Below are 15,578 nucleotides of genomic sequence, written 5' to 3'. Positions count from 1 at the left end.
ATCAGCCATAACGCATTTCGATTTGACCTTTTGCGCCGATTTCCCAAGGCTTTTTTCCATGACAGACCACGACGATCTCGATGGCATTCTTGCCGTACATGCCGGCCGCGAAGGTGCGCTGCTGCCGATCCTGCACGATGTGCAAGCCGCGTTCGGCCATGTTTCTGAACCTGCCATCCGCCGCATAGCGCAGGCGCTTAACCTGACACGGGCCGAGGTTCACGGCGTCGTCAGCTTCTACCACGATTTCCGCGACGAACCTGAGGCGCGCCCGGTGCTCAAGCTCTGCCGCGCCGAAAGCTGCCAGGCACGCGGTGTCGAAGCGCTCGCCGCCGCACTGCCGGAAAACCCGCGCGTGAAGGTGGAGACGGTCTACTGCCTCGGCCTATGCAGTGTCGGCCCTGCCGCCATGATCGGCCATGAAGTCCATGGCCGGCTTGATGCCGCCCGGCTTGGCGCACTGGTGGAGAGCCTGGCATGACCGTGGTGCGCATTTCCGATGACGCCGCCGCGCTCGCCTGCGGCGCTGATGCTGTCGCCGCTGCTTTCGTGCAGGCCGGCTGCACCGTGGAGCGTGTCTCCTCCTGGGGCATGCACTGGCTGGAGCCGCTCGCCGACATTGATGGCACCGGCTTCGGTCCGCTAAGCCCTGACGACGTGGCCGAAGTCCTCGCCGGGACCAGCGACAAGGCCATCGGCGCGATTGCCGAACACCCCTTCATCGCCCGCCAGCAGCGCTTCACCTTCGCCCGCGCCGGCAAGACGCGGCCCCTCAGCCTTGAAGATTACGCCGCGACCGGCGGCTGGGCCGGCCTCAAGCGCGCGCGTGAACTCGGCCCCGAAGCCACTATCGCCGAAGTCACCCAGTCCGGTCTGCGCGGGCGCGGCGGCGCGGGCTTCCCGGCGGGCATCAAGTGGACCACCGTCGCCAAGGCGGCAGGCCCGGTGAAGTACATCGTCTGCAACGCCGACGAGGGCGACAGCGCGACGTTTGCCGACCGCATGGTGATGGAAGGCGATCCCTTCATGCTGATCGAAGGCATGGCGATTGCCGGTCACGCGGTCGGCGCGGGCAAGGGTTATGTCTACGTCCGCAGCGAATACCCGCATGCCATCGCCAAGCTGAACGCAGCCATCGCGCTCGCCGTGCCGCACATTGCCCCGTTCGAGGTCGAAGTGCGCGTCGGCGCAGGGGCCTATGTCTGCGGCGAGGAAACCTCGCTGCTCAACAGCCTTGAAGGCAAGCGCGGCGAAGTGCGCGCCAAGCCGCCGCTCCCCGCGCTCGAAGGCCTGTTCGGCAAGCCGACCGTGGTCAACAACGTGCTTACGCTGGCGGCGGTGCCGTGGATTCTGTCGAACGGCGGCCAGGCCTACGCAGACGTCGGCTTCGGCCGGTCGCGCGGCACGATGCCGATTCAGCTCGCGGGCAACATCAAGCACGGCGGCCTGTTCGAAGTCGGCTTCGGCGTTACGCTGGGCGAATTGGTCAACGAGATCGGCGGCGGAACCGCCTCGGGCCGTCCGGTCCGTGCGGTGCAGGTTGGCGGGCCCTTGGGCGCCTATCACCCGCCCGCCGATTTCCACCTGCCCTTCGATTACGAAGCCTTCGCCGCCGCCGACGGCCTGATCGGCCACGCGGGGCTGACGGTGTTCGACGAAACGGCGGACATGAGCGCGCAGGCCCGCTTCGCGATGAGCTTCTGCGCCGCCGAATCCTGCGGCAAGTGCACCCCCTGCCGCATCGGCTCCACGCGCGGCGTCGAACTGATCGACCGCATCCGCGCCCGCTCGGGCCGCGCGGCAGACAGGGTCGAGACGCTCCCCCAGATGCACAACGCCCGCAAGGCACCGCGCACTTTGGGCGATGAGATCGAACTACTCGAAGACTTGTGCGAGACGATGAAGTTCGGATCGCTCTGCGCCTTGGGCGGCTTCACGCCCTACCCGGTGCTTTCGGCTCTCAAGCACTGGCCGGAGGATTTCGGCGTGGATGTGCCGGATCAGGAAGCGGCGGAGTGATCCTCGGCGCGGTCCTCGCAGGCGGCCAGTCCTCGCGCTTCGGCAGCGACAAGGCGCTGGCCGCGCTTGGCGGGCAGACGCTGCTTGCGCGGGCCATCGCGTCGCTGGAAGCGCAGTGCGACAGCGTGATCGTGGTGGGCCGGGGTGAGGTTCACGATCGCCCGCGCCCCGGCATGGGCCCGCTCGGCGGCATCAATGCCGCGCTCCATCACGCCGCAAGCCGCGGCTACAGCGAGGTTCTCACGTGCGGCGTCGATTGCGCCGGACTCGCGCCGCAGACCCGCACCGACCTCTCCCCCGCGCCGGCCTATGTCGCGGACCAGCCTGTGATCGGCCTCTGGCCCGCCTCCGCCGCGCCCGCGCTCGATGTCTTTCTCGCCACCGACGCCAAACATTCGATGCGCGCCTTTGCCGAAATGATCGGCGCGCGTCCCGTGACCCTTCCCACGAAAACCGCCAATATCAATACGCGCGAAGACCTTGCGTCCGCGCAGGAGCACATCGATGGACTCTGAACGCGAAACCTATCGCCCCCAGCCCGATTTCGGCACGCCGCCCTCGCCGGCCGAACGCGCGGGCGCGGCCTCGGTCACGGTGATCATCGACGGGCGCGAAGTCTCGGTCGCGCCGGGCACCACCGTGATGCGTGCTGCGGCGCTCTCGGGCGGCTCGATCCCGAAGCTCTGCGCGACGGACAGCGTCAAGCAGTTCGGCTCGTGCCGCCTCTGCCTCGTCGAGATCGACGGGATGCGCGGCACCCCGGCGAGCTGCACCACGCTGGTCTCCGAAGGCATGAAGGTCCACACCCAGACCAAGAAGCTCGAGAAGCTGCGGCGCGGGGTAATGGAGCTCTATATCTCCGATCACCCGCTCGATTGCCTCACCTGCAGCGCCAACAACGATTGTGAGCTGCAGGATCAGGCCGCCGCCGTCGGTCTGCGCGATGTGCGCTATGGCTATGAGGGCGCGAACAACCTCGCCCAGCCGATGGACATCTCGAACCCCTACTTCGATTTTGACCCGTCGAAGTGCATCGTCTGCTCGCGCTGCGTGCGCGCCTGCGACGAGGTGCAGGGAACGCTGGCGCTCACCATCGAGAGCCGGGGCTTCGACAGCAAGGTCAGCGCAGGCCTGACGTCCGACAGCTTCCTCAGTTCCGAGTGTGTATCTTGCGGCGCCTGCGTGCAGGCCTGCCCCACGGCGACGCTGCAGGAAAAGGCGGTCAAGGAAATCGGCAAGCCCGAACGCGCCGTCGTCACCACCTGCGCCTATTGCGGCGTCGGCTGCACTTTTCGTGCAGAGACGCGCGGCGAAGACGTCGTGCGCATGGTGCCGTGGAAGGACGGCAAGGCCAATCGCGGCCACTCCTGCGTCAAGGGCCGCTTCGCCTGGGGCTATGCCCAGCATCAGGAGCGCATTCTCTCGCCGATGATCCGTTCGTCGATCGACGAGCCCTGGCAGGAAGTCAGCTGGGAAGAAGCGATTGCCCACACCGCCAGCGAACTGAAGCGCATTTCCGCCAAGTATGGCCGCAACGCGCTCGGCGGTATCACCTCCAGCCGCTGCACCAACGAGGAGACCTTCCTCGTCCAGAAGCTGATCCGCGCCGGCTTTGGCACCAATAATGTCGATACCTGCGCGCGTGTCTGCCACTCGCCGACGGGCTACGGCCTCAAGACCACGTTCGGCACCTCGGCGGGCACGCAGGATTTCGATTCAGTCGAGGACAGCGACGTGATCCTCGTGATCGGTGCGAACCCCACCGACGGGCACCCCGTTTTCGCGAGCCGCATGAAGCGCCGCCTCCGTCAGGGCGCGAAGCTCATCGTGATCGATCCGCGCCGCACCGATCTTGTCCGCAGCCCCCACATCAGCGCCGACTATCACCTGCCGCTGCGCCCCGGCACCAATGTCGCGGTGCTGACCGCGCTGGCCCACGTGATCGTCACCGAAGGCCTCGCCGATGAAGCCTTCGTGCGTGAGCGCTGCGACTGGGAAGAATATCGCCACTGGGCCGAGTTCGTCTCCCTTGATCGCAACAGCCCCGAATTCCTCGAACCCGTCACCGGCGTTCCCGCAGCCGACCTGCGCGGCGCCGCCCGGCTCTTCGCCACCGGAGGGAACGGTGCGATCTACTATGGCCTCGGCGTCACCGAGCACAGCCAGGGTTCGTCAACCGTCATGGCCATCGCCAACCTTGCGATGGCGACGGGCAACATCGGCCGCCGCGGCGTCGGCGTGAACCCGCTGCGCGGCCAGAACAACGTGCAGGGCGCCTGCGACATGGGCAGCTTCCCGCACGAGCTTTCGGGTTATCGCCACGTCTCGGATGCCGGCGCGCGCGCGCTGTTCGAGGCGGAATGGGGCGTCAGGATCGATCCCGAGCCGGGCCTGCGCATCCCCAACATGCTCGATGCCGCGACCGATGGCCTGTTCAAGGCGATCTATATCCAGGGCGAGGATATCCTCCAGTCGGACCCCGATACCAAGCATGTCGCCGCCGGCCTCGCAGCGATGGAATGCGTGATCGTGCAGGATCTGTTTCTTAACGAGACCGCGAACTACGCGCACGTGTTCCTGCCGGGCTCCACCTTCCTTGAAAAGAACGGCACCTTCACCAATGCCGAACGCCGCATCCAGCCCGTGCGCAAGGTGATGGAGCCCAAGAATGGCTACGAGGACTGGCAGATTACCCAGCTTCTTGCGCAAGCAATGGGCCTCGATTGGGCCTATACCCATCCGCGCGAGATCATGGACGAGATCGCCCGCCTCACGCCCACCTTCGCGGGCGTCAGCTTCGCGCGGCTCGATGCCGAAGGCTCGCTGCAATGGCCGGTCAATGAGGCCGCCCCCGATGGCAGCCCGATCATGCACATCGATGGCTTCGTGCGCGGCAAGGGCAAGTTCGTGGTGACGGATTACGTGCCGACCGACGAGCGCACCGGCCCGCGCTTTCCGCTGCTGCTCACCACGGGCCGCATCCTCAGCCAGTACAATGTCGGCGCGCAGACCCGTCGCACGGCAAACGTAGTGTGGCATGAGGAAGACCTCCTCGAAATCCACCCGACCGACGCGGAAAACCGGGGTATAAAGTCGGGCGACTGGGTGCGCCTCGCCAGCCGCTCGGGCGAGACGACGCTGCGCGCCACCGTGACCGACCGCGTCGCGCCGGGCGTCGTCTACACCACGTTCCACCACCCCGCGACGCAGGCCAACGTCGTCACCACCGACTATTCGGACTGGGCGACCAACTGCCCCGAGTACAAGGTGACGGCGGTGCAGATCACACCTTCGAACGGCCCGACCGACTGGCAGGAGGAGTACGAGGCGCAGGCCGCGCGTTCGCGTCGGATCAAGGGCCATGAAGGTGCGATGGAGCCGGCGGAATGAGCGCGCACACCACCGAAAAGCTGGTTTACATGGCCAACCAGATCGCGCGGCACGTGACGCATGATCCAGACCCCGTATCCATGATCGCGGATCACATCCACGCCTTCTGGTCGCCGCGGATGAAGGCAGACGTGTTCGCCGTGCTGGATGGGCCGGAAGGTGCAGCGCTCGATCCGGTCGCCCGCGCGGCGCTGGACCGGCTCGCCGCGCATGCCAGCTGAAGCTGCCATCCCGCATACCTTCGCCGAACACTTCGCCGATGGCCGCGCGCCTGCCATGCGCGAGCGGCTCCTCGCCATCGAGGCGCCCGTTGCAATCGAGATCAATGGCCTCGGCTATGCGGTAATGATGGCCACTCCGGCGGACCTTCCGGATTACGCCCTTGGCTTCAGCCTCTCCGAACAACTGATAGCCTCGCCGCCGCAGCTCCTCTCCGCCGAGGCGAGCGAAGTCCCCGCAGGCGGCTGGATGCTGCGGATCCAGCTCGCTGCCGATGATGCCGCGCCGCTGATGGAGCGCGCCCGCCTGCGCCTTGCCGAGGGCAGCTGCGGCCTCTGCGGCATCGAAAGCCTCGAACAGGTGCTGCGTCCACTGTCGCCGGTTGCCGCGCGGCTCGATGTGGATGATGCCGCCATTTTCCGCGCCGTTGCCGCCTTGCCCGATCTCCAGCCGCTGGGCCGCGCCACCCGCGCGGTCCATGCTGCCGCCTTCTGCGCGCCCTCGGGCGAGGTCCTGCTGGTGCGCGAGGATGTCGGTCGCCACAATGCGCTCGACAAGCTGCTCGGCGCGATGGGCCATGCCGGGCTGGGGGCAGGGGAGGGCTTCATCGTCCTCACCGCCCGCTGCAGCTTTGAACTGGTGCAGAAGGCCGTGATCGCGGGATGCCCGCTGCTGGTGACGATCTCCGCCGCCTCCACGCTCGCCGCGCAGCAGGCCGCGGCGCATGGCCTGCGCCTCGTCTCGCTGGCGCGGGATGACAGCTTCCTCGCCGGTTAGGATTCCGGTTTCCGCCCGGATGCTCTAGACACCTGCGGGTGACAACCGCGCCCGCCAGCACGCGCTTTGCCGATCGCCCTGCGCTCAGCCGCCGCACGCGCGGCTGGCTTCTGCTGGCGGTTGCGCTTCTCCACGCGGGGCTCGGCTTTGCGATCTTCACTGGTCTGGCCGGCGGCGCGATCACGATGATCCAGGAAGCCGCCACCGCCGCCTATTCCGTCCCGCTCGATCCGCCGCCGCCCCCGCCCCCGCCTCCACCGGCCAGCCCCGTCCCGACGCCCAAGGCTGCCGGTGCCGAAGGCGCTGCCGCCACGTCCGCCAAGCCCAAGCCTGTGGTCGCCGCGCCCGCGAAGATCCCGAACAAGGCGATGACCGCCGCGCCCGCCGCTTCAACGGGAGATGCCACGAAGTCGGGCTCCGCAAGCGCAGGTGCCGGCACCGGTGGCGGTTCGGCCGGTTCCGGCACGGGCAGCGGCGGCCAAGGCGATGGCGCGGGCTCTGGTGCCAGCCGCGCGGTGCAGATTGCCGGCGATATCACCGCGACACGTGATTATCCGGCAAGGACAAGCAATCTCCGGATCGGAAGCAGCGTGACCATTGCCTTCACGGTCGGAGCCGATGGCCGCGTTCACGGCTGCCGCGTTTATCTGCCGAGCCCCGATCCTGAAGCGGATGCCATCACCTGCCGGTTGGCGACCGAACGCTTCCGCTTCCATCCGGCGACAGACCGGGCCGGCAATCCCGTCGAATCCCAGTACGGCTGGCGGCAGAGCTTTTTCGTTACCGACAGACGCAAGTCGCATTGATGGCAGCGGGATCCCGGCAGCTTGTGTGATGGCAATGCAGGCATCCGTCCCGCCAGATACTGCGCCGACTGTCCGAATATCTCCGAATTCGGGTAGCAAACGCGATGGATTGCGCCGTAAACGATGCACTGCAACATTGCAGTGCCAAAGAGTCAGGCTATTGCGATAGTTAGGCCTCCCGCCAAGAATGGCCCGGTCGAAGACCCTACGACGCAGGAACCCGATGGACACGATCATTCCCGTAGTTCTGTGTGGCGGCAGCGGCACACGCCTCTGGCCGCGCTCGCGCAAGGCCTGCCCCAAGCCGTTCCTGCCGCTGGTGGGCGATACCACGCTGTTTGAGGCCACCGTGCTGCGCTGCCCGGCCGAGGCCGGCTTCGGGGCGCCTATCGTCGTCACCGGCGCGGCCCATCTGGATCATGTCGAATCGCAGTTGCCGGATCCTGCCCGCAGCACGGTGATCGTCGAGCCCGAGGGCAAGAACACCGCCGCCGCCATCGCGCTCGCCGCGCTGCGCCTGCCCGAAGATGCGGTCATGCTGGTCTGCCCCAGCGATCACCACATCGGCGATGTCGCTGCCTTCCAGGCCGCCGCGCGCGAAGCCGCCGCGCTGGCGCGGCAGGGCTGGCTCGTTTCTTTCGGCATTGCCGCCACAGCGCCGGAGACCGGCTTTGGCTACTTGAAGCGCGGCGATGCCATTTCCGGCAGCGGCGGCTTTGCGGTGGCCCAGTTCGTCGAAAAGCCGGATCTCCAGCGCGCGATCGGCTTCCTTGCCGATGGCGGCTATGCTTGGAACGGCGGCATTTTCGCCTTCCGTGCCGGGACGTTCCTCGATGAACTGGCCGCGCACCGTCCCGCATTGGCCGAAGCCGTGCGTGCCTCCGTCGCGGCCGGCTCCGAAGATGGCACCCGTTTCCACCCCGATGCTGCCACCTTCGCGCTGATCGAGGGCGAATCGGTCGATTACGCGGTCATGGAAAACACGTCCCGCGCCGCCATGGTGCCCGCCACGATGGCGTGGTCCGATATCGGCAACTGGCAGGCGCTCCACGATGCGCTTGATCAGGACGAAGCTGGCAATGCGGTGCGTGGGCCTGCCGAACTCGTCGATTGCACGCATGTCCTTGTCGATAGTGATGGTCCCCATGTCTCGGTCATCGGCGCGCGCGATCTGATCGTCGTGGTCGACGAGGGCAATGTCCTCGTTTGCACCCGCGATGGCGCGCAGAAAGTGGGCAAGCTCTCGGGCGCGGTGAATCAGTGAGCGCGCTCAAGATCCGCACCGTGGAAAAGCCGTGGGGCCGGGATCAGCTGCCTGCACCCTTCGTCGCCCCTTTTGGCAAGCGGATCGGCGAAATCTGGTTCGAACCGGTGGAGCAAGTCCCTTCGCTTCTCGTGAAGTACATCTTCACCAGCCAGAAGCTCTCGGTCCAGGTCCACCCAGACGACGCGCAGGCGAAGCAGCTTGGCGAATACGATACCGGCAAGGAGGAATGCTGGCTGGTGATCGATGCCGAGCCCGGCGCCACGCTTGGCATCGGCTTTCATGAACCGATCAGGGCCGACGCGATGCGCGCCGCCGCGCTCGATGGCAGCATCGAGGATCTGCTGGTCTGGCACCCGGTGCAGGCGGGTGACTTCTTCTACATTCCGGCGGGCACCGTTCACGCCATTGGCGCCGGGGTCAGCCTGATCGAGATCCAGCAGAACTCCGATATCACCTACCGCCTCTACGACTATGGCCGCCCGCGCCCCCTTCATCTTGAAAAGGGTATGGCCGTCGCCCGCGGTGAACCCTATGCGCCAGCGCTCCACCGCCACCTTGCGCCCACCGGCACCATCGAACTCGCGCGTGGGCCCTATTTTACCGCGCACCGGGTCGAAGGCGTGCCCAATGCCGCGCTGCTCGCCGAATACAATGGGCCGATGCTGGTCCTGCCCCGCCGCGGCGAGGTCGAACTGGCCGGTGCCGTGCTGCGCCCGGGCGAATGCGCCGCCGCGCCTTCCGCCTCCGCCATCACCTTCGCGCCCGATAGCCAGAGCATCCTCGTCCGTGCAGCCTGAACATCCCGCGATGATCGCGCAGACCATCCAGCTCGCGCTGGCACCGGTTTTCGTGCTCGTGGCGATCGGCAATATCATGAACATCCTCACCACGCGCCTTGCGCGCATGGTCGATCGTTCGCGCCACTTGCAGATACTTCATGCCGGCACCAAGGGCAGCGAGCATGACGTGGTCGTTGTCGAAATGCGGATCATCGACCAGCGCATCGCCCATATCGGCCGCGCCCTGCTCTGCCTGGTGATCAGCGGCCTTGCCATCGGCACCACGGTCGCGGCGCTGTTCCTTAGTGAACTCGCAGGGGCGGACCTGCGGGTAGTGACCGCGCTCACCTTTGTCGCGGCCATCGCGCTCCTCATGGCGGCGCTGGTCCTGCTCCTGCTTGAAACCCGGCTTGCCGCCCGCGCGCTGCGCCTGCCGCCCGAACTCCTCGAACTCGAACGCGGTGATCTCTAGCGCAGCAGGTGCCCTGTCCGGTCGCGCTTGGTATCGAGATAGCGCGCATTGTGCGGGTTTGCCGGCAGCTGGTGCGCCACCCGCTCGCCGACCGTCACGCCGACGGCTTCGAGCGCCGCGACCTTGGCCGGATTGTTGGTGAGCAGCCGCACGGCCGGCACGCCGAGCAGATCGAGCATTCGCGCCGCTACCGGGAAGTCGCGCGCTTCGTTGGGCAGGCCGAGCCGCTCGTTGGCATCTACCGTGTCGAAGCCCTGATCCTGCAATTCATAGGCCCGCAGCTTGTTGATGAGCCCGATGCCGCGGCCTTCCTGCCTGAGATAGAGCAGCAGGCCCCAACCGCCCGCATTGGCCTCGTCTGCCATACGCGCCAGCGCCGCATCCAATTGCGGCCCGCAATCGCATTTGAGGCTGCCCAGCACGTCACCCGTCAGGCATTCGCTGTGGAGCCGCACCAGCGGCACACGGTCGCCGGACTGGGTGCCGATCACCAGCGCGACATGCTCGCGCAGATCGTCACGCGCGCGGAAGGCGATGATTTCGGCATGCTCGCAGGCATCGACCGGCAGGCGGGCGCGGGCCTGGATCGTCAGTTCCAGCGGGTCCCTGAACACAGCGAGGTCGGCAGGCGTGACATCGACCGCCGGCTCCACCCCCGTTGCCACCATGAAGGCAGGCAGGATGCCGGCCAGCCGCGCCAGTTCCATCGCGGCCACGGCTGCAGACTGGGCGGGGCAGGCATCCGCGCGAAAGGGCCCGCGCATCGGCTCGGCCAGATCGAGCGCGGGATCGGCCAGCGTGCGCGCCGCGTGAAGCGAGAAGGGCTCCGCGCCGTGGATCATCACCGGCATGTGCGGCGCGGCGGCGTCGCGCTGGTTGGCGAGCTTGAGCGTGGCGGCACGGGCGTGGCTGATCAGCAGGCGGGCGGCATAGAGCCCGGGCTGCACGAAGGCGGTTTCGGCAGGCAGCAGATCAAGCGCGCCGTCCTTGCCGGTCACCCGGATCGCCCAGCCGTGGCGCAGCGCATCGAGCGCCAGGGCCACCGCGCGCGCGCGTCCGCTCAAAGCGCGAACTCCGTCACCAGCGGGACATGGTCCGAGGGCTGGTCCCACCGCCGCGTTTCCTCGACGATGCGGTGCGAGACCGACTGCGCCGCCAGCGCGGGTGAGGCCCACATGTGGTCGAGCCGCCGGCCCTGATCCTTGTCGCGCCAGTAGGAGCGATAGGACCACCACGAATAGTTGCGCTGGGGTGCCGGGATATGCTTGCGGCCAAGGTCCACCCAGCCATGTGCCGCGCCGAATGCGCCAAGCGCTGCCACTTCCTGCGGTGTGTGGCTGACGACCTTGAGCAGCGCCTTGTGGTCATAGACGTCGCAGTCGAGCGGGGCGATGTTGAAGTCCCCCACGATCAGCGTCGGCCGCTCGATCGCGCTTGCCCACTGCGTCATGCGGCCCAGAAACGCGAGCTTCTGGCCGAACTTGGGGTTGGCCTCCGGATCGGGGATGTCGCCGCCTGCGGGGATGTAGACGTTTTCAAGGACGATCCCGCCTTCCGGCATCATCACTTCCACGCCCACATGCCGTGCCTCGCCATTGGCCTGCCAGTCGTGGCGGGCGATTTCGCGGATCGGCACCCGGCTGACGGTTGCTACGCCGTGGTAGCCCTTCTGGCCGTGGACAGCCCGGTGGGTATAGCCAAGCTCTTCGAAGACCTCGTGCGGAAAGCTGGCCTCTGCCGTCTTGATCTCCTGCAGGCACAGCACATCGGGCGCCTGCTCGGTCAGGAAGCGGGCGACCTGCTCGATACGCAGCCGCACCGAGTTGATGTTCCAGGTGGCGATGGAAAGTGTGGGGGAGGCCATGCTTCGCGCTTTACGGACCTTGAGCGGGAGCGGCAAGCCATGCCCCGAAAAGGAAAACCCTCGGACCGGGGGCGTGGTCCGAGGGTTCCTTGTGCGTTCGTCACGCTGTCAGGACGGAGGGGGAGTTGGGACCGGGATACAGGGGGGGCGAACCCGGTCGAGTCCGTCTTGACCTCTTCCTTCTAGGACCCCGCCGCTTGCTGGCGGATGAACGTAGCCGTCAGGGAATGCCCAAAGTCGACGCAAATTGTCGCAAGGTGGCGGCTTGCTTGCTGCCGCTGCGACAATCCGCGCCCTACTTGCGGCCAATCCCGCGCGGATCGTTCCAGCGGAAGATGTTTGCAGGCAATGCCACGCCATAGCGCTGATTCGAAAGCCGGATCGTGGTGCGCCGGTTCTGCGAATCGAGCGCGACCCAGCTGTTGAGCTCCCAGCCGCCCGGCGCGGAAGGCTTCTTCAGCAGGATCATAGTGATCGAGCCGTACTCGGGATGGCGCGGATCGCGCACGTCGAGACTGATCACTTCGGGATGGCCGGTGGGGTTGAGCGTGGCGTAGCGCGCCACGTCCTTGTTCGGATCGAGCAGCGCGCCCAGCGGGCTGTTGCGGATCGGCCAGCGCTGCACCTGCCGCACTTCGTAGTCGATCATGGTCAGCGCCGAACCATCGGAAACGATGAGGAGCGGCACGCCCGGCTGATACTGGAAGCGGATCTTGCCGGGGCGTTGCAGGGTAAGGACCCCGGAAAGGCGCTGGCCGTTGCGGTCGGTCTGGGCAAAATCGGCCTGCAGCGTAGTGATCGCGCGCAATGCGGCGACAGCCTGCTCGATCTGCGGATTGGCGGCAGGAGCGGGCGCTTCCGGCGCGGCGGAGGCCGAAACGACAGGCGCCGCCAACGCAAAAAGCGCGGCGGCGAGGGCGGAGCGGATGGCGAGAAGCCGGCGGGCTGGGGTGCGCATGATCGTCATCCCTCGCCCATCGCCCAAAGGCATTGAACCCGGCGTGAACCCGCAGGCAGGTCCGGCCGCCGGGCCATGGCCTGCTTACTTGATCTTGGCTTCCTTGAACTCGACATGCTTGCGCACGACCGGGTCATACTTGCGGAACACCATCTTCTCGGTGGTGTTGCGCGGGTTCTTCTTCGTCACATAGAAGAAGCCGGTGTCGGCGGTCGAGACCAGGCGGATCTTGACGGTAGTGGGCTTGGCCATGGCTTTATCCTGAAAGTTCGTGCGCGCAAAAACAGATACGGCGGCGCGTTGCCACGCCGCCAGACAGGGGCCGGTCGTTGTGAGCGAATCACGCAAAAGTCAAGCCGTGTCATCAGTCGCGCGGATAGGGCGGTAGCGGTTTGAGCACGCCGAAGTGCTCTTTCGCCAGCGGTTCGGCCAGCGATGGCAGTTCGGGCACCGTCTGCTCCACCTTTTTCACCGGCAGCCGCTCCAGAAGGTCGCGCACCAGTGTCAGCCGCCCCCGGCGCTGGTCGTTGAAGTCCACCAGGGTCCAGGGCGCGTGTTTCGTGTGGGTCGCCTGCAGCATCGCCTCGCGCGCATCGGTATAGTCCTGATACCGGCTCCGCGCGGCCAGATCGATCGGCGAGATCTTCCAGCGCTTGCTCGGATCGTCATGCCGCTCGGCAAAACGCTCCTCCTGCTCCGCCTGATCGCAGGTCAGCCAGTATTTGAACAGGAGCAGCCCGTCATCGACGAGCATCCGCTCGAACCCGGGCGCCGCGTCTAGGAACGCCGAAACCTGTTCCGGGGTGGCAAAGCCCATCACCTTCTCGACGCCGGCGCGGTTGTACCAGCTGCGGTCGAACAGCACGATCTCGCCAGCCGCGGGGAGATGCGGCACGTAGCGCTGGAAGTACCACTGGGTCTTTTCGCGCTCGGTCGGTGTGCCCAGCGCCACGGTGCGCACCTGGCGCGGATTGAGCTTCTGCGCAATCGCGTTGATCGCCCCGGTCTTGCCCGCCGTGTCGCGACCTTCGAGGATCACCAGAATTCGCGCGCCGCACTGGCTGGCCCAGCCGGCCATCGCGGTGAGGTCGCCCTGCATCGCCTCCAGCGCTTCCTCGTAGTCCTTGCGGCCCATTTCTTCCTTGCTCACGCGCATTCCTCCCGTTCGGGCCAGGCAGACTGTCGCACGCCCGCCGCTTTGGCAATCGCCACCGATTGCACCCGACAGGCGGACCTGCTAAAAGTTGCAATTGAAACCATGTCAGGCCTCAGCGAACTCGATGCCGATTTCACGCGGCTCCCCGCACTGCCGGCCGGCGTCTTTACCGCGCCGCTGCAGCGCCCCGCCCATGTCGGCGAGGATTGGCTGGAGCCTCGCCAGACCGACTACGCCGCAGACGATCACCGTGTCTGGGATGATCTCTTCGCGCGCCAGATGCATGTGCTGCCCGGCCGCGCTGCCACAGCGTTCCTCAAAGGGCTGGAACGGCTCGATCTGGGGCGCGGCGGCATCCCCGATTTCGCACGGCTTTCCGCCGAACTCGGCGCGCTCACGGGCTGGAGCGTGGTGCCGGTGCCGATGCTGATCCCCGATCACGTGTTCTTCTGGCACCTTGCCAACCGCCGCTTTCCCGCCGGCAACTTCATCCGCCCGCGCGAGCGGTTCGACTACATCGAGGAGCCTGACGTCTTCCACGACGTGTTCGGCCATGTGCCGATGCTCACCGATCCGGTATTCGCCGATTACATGCAGGAATATGGCCGCGCCGGGTGGAAGGCGATGCGCTACAACCGGCTGAAGGCGCTCGGCGCGCTCTATTGGTACACGGTCGAATTCGGGCTGATCCGGGAAGCCGCAGGGCTCCGGGCCTATGGCGCGGGCATCCTCTCCGGCCCGGCCGAGGCGGTCTTCGCGCTGGAGGCCCAGTCCCCCAACCGGATCATGCTCCATGTCGATCGGGTGATGCGCACCGATTACGCGATCGACGATCTCCAGCCGACCTACTTCGTGATCGAGAGCTTCGCCGATCTCTACCGCCAGACCGTGGAGCGCGATTTCGACCGGCTCTACCGCGGGCTGGGTGCGGGGTTTACCTACGCCGGCAGTGCAGTGATCGATGTCGATGACGTGCTCCACAGGGGCACGCTGGAATACCACCTGCGCGGCGGCAGGCGTTCAGGCGCGAGCGCGGATTAGACCCACAGCAGCCAGACGAGGCCCGCCGCGCCGAGCACGATCCGGTACACGGCAAACGGCGTGAAGCCGCGCTTGCTGACATAGCCGATAAAGAACTTCACCACGATCAGCGAGACGACGAACGAGACGACCGATCCGATGGCGATCTCCTTCATGCCGACCGGGCCCGCGCCGGCCGAAAGCTCGTGCCGGTGGTCCCACAGCTGCTTAACGGTTGCGCCCAGCATGGTCGGCACCGCGAGGAAGAAGCTGAACTCAGCCGCCGTCCGGCGGTTCTCGCCCATGACCAGCGCGCCCATGATCGTCGCGCCCGAGCGCGAGACGCCCGGGATCACCGCGATGCACTGCATGAACCCGATCCGGATCGCCTGGCCAAGCGGCATCTGGCCCACCGGGCGGTAGTTCTGGTGCGAGACCAGCCGTTCGACCGCAATGATGGCAAAGCCGCCAAGGATCAGGGCCGCGCAGACCACGACCGGATTTTCCAGCAGCAGATCGATCCGCGACTTGAACAGCACGCCCACGATCGCCGCCGGAATGAACGCCGCCAGCACATTGCGCACGAAGGCGATCGATTCGCGCGATCCGCGCAGCGCACCCACGGCGACGTCCATGAAGGTGCGCCAGTAGAGCACCACCACCGCCATCACCGCCGGCAGCTGGATCACCACGTTGAACACCTCCCACGACTTCGCGTCATAGCCGAACAGCTCCGAGGCGAGGATGAGGTGCCCGGTCGAGGAGACCGGGATGAATTCGGTGAGCCCTTCGACAATGCCGAGGAGGATTGCGGTGATCGTCGTGTCCATGGGCGCATGGCCTCGCCGCCG

General features: G+C 66.6%; 17 protein-coding genes. 11 read left to right on the top strand and 6 right to left on the bottom strand.

Annotated elements, in window-relative coordinates:
• Positions 1 to 58 precede the first annotated feature (58 nt).
• The 10 genes from AQZ52_RS00955 to AQZ52_RS00910 all read left to right on the top strand — a co-directional run bounded on the left by AQZ52_RS00955 (position 59) and on the right by AQZ52_RS00910 (position 9,729).
• Entirely contained in the window at positions 59 to 481 is a 423-nt protein-coding gene (locus tag AQZ52_RS00955; protein ID WP_067906091.1) for an NAD(P)H-dependent oxidoreductase subunit E, read from the top strand.
• Positions 478 to 2,019 (top strand): NADH-ubiquinone oxidoreductase-F iron-sulfur binding region domain-containing protein, encoded by a 1,542-nt coding sequence (locus AQZ52_RS00950; RefSeq protein WP_067906090.1) that lies wholly within the window; start codon positions 478 to 480, stop codon positions 2,017 to 2,019. The genes AQZ52_RS00955 and AQZ52_RS00950 overlap by 4 nt, the downstream gene beginning before the upstream one ends.
• A complete protein-coding gene (mobA, locus tag AQZ52_RS00945) occupies positions 2,016 to 2,534 on the top strand; it encodes a molybdenum cofactor guanylyltransferase (RefSeq protein WP_067906089.1) in 519 nt (172 codons plus the stop codon). Before AQZ52_RS00950 ends, mobA begins: the two co-directional genes overlap by 4 nt.
• Entirely contained in the window at positions 2,524 to 5,409 is a 2,886-nt protein-coding gene (gene fdhF / locus AQZ52_RS00940) for a formate dehydrogenase subunit alpha (protein ID WP_067906088.1), read from the top strand. Before mobA ends, fdhF begins: the two co-directional genes overlap by 11 nt.
• Positions 5,406 to 5,630 carry a formate dehydrogenase subunit delta gene (locus AQZ52_RS00935; RefSeq protein WP_067906087.1) on the top strand — a complete coding sequence of 75 codons (225 nt, stop codon included), beginning with the start codon at positions 5,406 to 5,408 and terminating at the stop codon, positions 5,628 to 5,630. The genes fdhF and AQZ52_RS00935 overlap by 4 nt, the downstream gene beginning before the upstream one ends.
• Entirely contained in the window at positions 5,620 to 6,405 is a 786-nt protein-coding gene (gene fdhD / locus AQZ52_RS00930) for a formate dehydrogenase accessory sulfurtransferase FdhD (protein WP_067906086.1), read from the top strand. Before AQZ52_RS00935 ends, fdhD begins: the two co-directional genes overlap by 11 nt.
• A 38-nt stretch (positions 6,406 to 6,443) precedes the next feature.
• Positions 6,444 to 7,211, top strand: a complete 768-nt coding sequence (locus tag AQZ52_RS00925; protein ID WP_067906085.1) for a TonB family protein — start codon at positions 6,444 to 6,446, stop codon at positions 7,209 to 7,211.
• Between the two features lie 223 nt (positions 7,212 to 7,434).
• Positions 7,435 to 8,475 (top strand): mannose-1-phosphate guanylyltransferase, encoded by a 1,041-nt coding sequence (locus AQZ52_RS00920; RefSeq protein WP_067906084.1) that lies wholly within the window; start codon positions 7,435 to 7,437, stop codon positions 8,473 to 8,475.
• Positions 8,472 to 9,275 carry a class I mannose-6-phosphate isomerase gene (locus AQZ52_RS00915; protein WP_067906083.1) on the top strand — a complete coding sequence of 268 codons (804 nt, stop codon included), beginning with the start codon at positions 8,472 to 8,474 and terminating at the stop codon, positions 9,273 to 9,275. The genes AQZ52_RS00920 and AQZ52_RS00915 overlap by 4 nt, the downstream gene beginning before the upstream one ends.
• Entirely contained in the window at positions 9,265 to 9,729 is a 465-nt protein-coding gene (locus AQZ52_RS00910) for a DUF2721 domain-containing protein (protein ID WP_240481397.1), read from the top strand. Before AQZ52_RS00915 ends, AQZ52_RS00910 begins: the two co-directional genes overlap by 11 nt.
• Here the strand turns inward: AQZ52_RS00910 and ribA are convergent.
• The 5 genes from ribA to ppk2 all read right to left on the bottom strand — a co-directional run bounded on the left by ribA (position 9,726) and on the right by ppk2 (position 13,707).
• On the bottom strand, positions 9,726 to 10,793 hold the full coding sequence (gene ribA, locus AQZ52_RS00905) for a GTP cyclohydrolase II (protein ID WP_067906081.1): 1,068 nt from the start codon (positions 10,791 to 10,793) through the stop codon (positions 9,726 to 9,728). The genes AQZ52_RS00910 and ribA overlap by 4 nt on opposite strands.
• On the bottom strand, positions 10,790 to 11,593 hold the full coding sequence (locus AQZ52_RS00900) for an exodeoxyribonuclease III (protein ID WP_067906080.1): 804 nt from the start codon (positions 11,591 to 11,593) through the stop codon (positions 10,790 to 10,792). The genes ribA and AQZ52_RS00900 overlap by 4 nt, the downstream gene beginning before the upstream one ends.
• Before the next feature lie 295 nt (positions 11,594 to 11,888).
• The gene (locus AQZ52_RS00895) at positions 11,889 to 12,551 is read right to left on the bottom strand and encodes a LolA family protein (RefSeq protein WP_420806435.1); all 663 of its coding nucleotides are present in this window, start codon (positions 12,549 to 12,551) and stop codon (positions 11,889 to 11,891) included.
• Positions 12,552 to 12,635: 84 nt separating this feature from the next.
• Entirely contained in the window at positions 12,636 to 12,803 is a 168-nt protein-coding gene (gene rpmG / locus AQZ52_RS00890; protein ID WP_054106051.1) for a 50S ribosomal protein L33, read from the bottom strand.
• 112 nt (positions 12,804 to 12,915) lie between these two features.
• Positions 12,916 to 13,707, bottom strand: a complete 792-nt coding sequence (ppk2, locus tag AQZ52_RS00885; RefSeq protein WP_067906078.1) for a polyphosphate kinase 2 — start codon at positions 13,705 to 13,707, stop codon at positions 12,916 to 12,918.
• Between the two features lie 102 nt (positions 13,708 to 13,809).
• Between ppk2 and phhA the strand changes: the two genes are divergently transcribed.
• A complete protein-coding gene (phhA, locus tag AQZ52_RS00880) occupies positions 13,810 to 14,748 on the top strand; it encodes a phenylalanine 4-monooxygenase (protein WP_067906077.1) in 939 nt (312 codons plus the stop codon).
• Here the strand turns inward: phhA and AQZ52_RS00875 are convergent.
• On the bottom strand, positions 14,745 to 15,557 hold the full coding sequence (locus AQZ52_RS00875) for an undecaprenyl-diphosphate phosphatase (protein ID WP_067906076.1): 813 nt from the start codon (positions 15,555 to 15,557) through the stop codon (positions 14,745 to 14,747). The genes phhA and AQZ52_RS00875 overlap by 4 nt on opposite strands.
• Between the last annotated feature and the right edge of the window lie 21 nt (positions 15,558 to 15,578).

This window comes from Novosphingobium fuchskuhlense, assembly GCF_001519075.1.
GTDB classification, from domain to species: domain Bacteria; phylum Pseudomonadota; class Alphaproteobacteria; order Sphingomonadales; family Sphingomonadaceae; genus Novosphingobium; species Novosphingobium fuchskuhlense.
The sequence above is the reverse complement of the archived record's forward strand: the minus strand, read 5'-3'. Positions and strand labels throughout refer to the sequence as shown.

Bases quoted from the DNA above. Each gene is read 5' to 3' on its own strand.
- ppk2 (WP_067906078.1), bottom strand. From the start codon at position 13,707: ATGCGCGTGAGCAAGGAAGAAATGGGCCGCAAGGACTACGAGGAAGCG.
- AQZ52_RS00955 (WP_067906091.1), top strand. From the start codon at position 59: ATGACAGACCACGACGATCTCGATGGCATTCTTGCCGTACATGCCGGC.
- phhA (WP_067906077.1), top strand. From the start codon at position 13,810: ATGTCAGGCCTCAGCGAACTCGATGCCGATTTCACGCGGCTCCCCGCA.
- rpmG (WP_054106051.1), bottom strand. From the start codon at position 12,803: ATGGCCAAGCCCACTACCGTCAAGATCCGCCTGGTCTCGACCGCCGAC.
- fdhD (WP_067906086.1), top strand. From the start codon at position 5,620: ATGCCAGCTGAAGCTGCCATCCCGCATACCTTCGCCGAACACTTCGCC.
- AQZ52_RS00950 (WP_067906090.1), top strand. From the start codon at position 478: ATGACCGTGGTGCGCATTTCCGATGACGCCGCCGCGCTCGCCTGCGGC.
- AQZ52_RS00895 (WP_420806435.1), bottom strand. From the start codon at position 12,551: ATGCGCACCCCAGCCCGCCGGCTTCTCGCCATCCGCTCCGCCCTCGCC.
- AQZ52_RS00920 (WP_067906084.1), top strand. From the start codon at position 7,435: ATGGACACGATCATTCCCGTAGTTCTGTGTGGCGGCAGCGGCACACGC.
- fdhF (WP_067906088.1), top strand. From the start codon at position 2,524: ATGGACTCTGAACGCGAAACCTATCGCCCCCAGCCCGATTTCGGCACG.
- AQZ52_RS00875 (WP_067906076.1), bottom strand. From the start codon at position 15,557: ATGGACACGACGATCACCGCAATCCTCCTCGGCATTGTCGAAGGGCTC.
- AQZ52_RS00900 (WP_067906080.1), bottom strand. From the start codon at position 11,593: ATGGCCTCCCCCACACTTTCCATCGCCACCTGGAACATCAACTCGGTG.
- AQZ52_RS00935 (WP_067906087.1), top strand. From the start codon at position 5,406: ATGAGCGCGCACACCACCGAAAAGCTGGTTTACATGGCCAACCAGATC.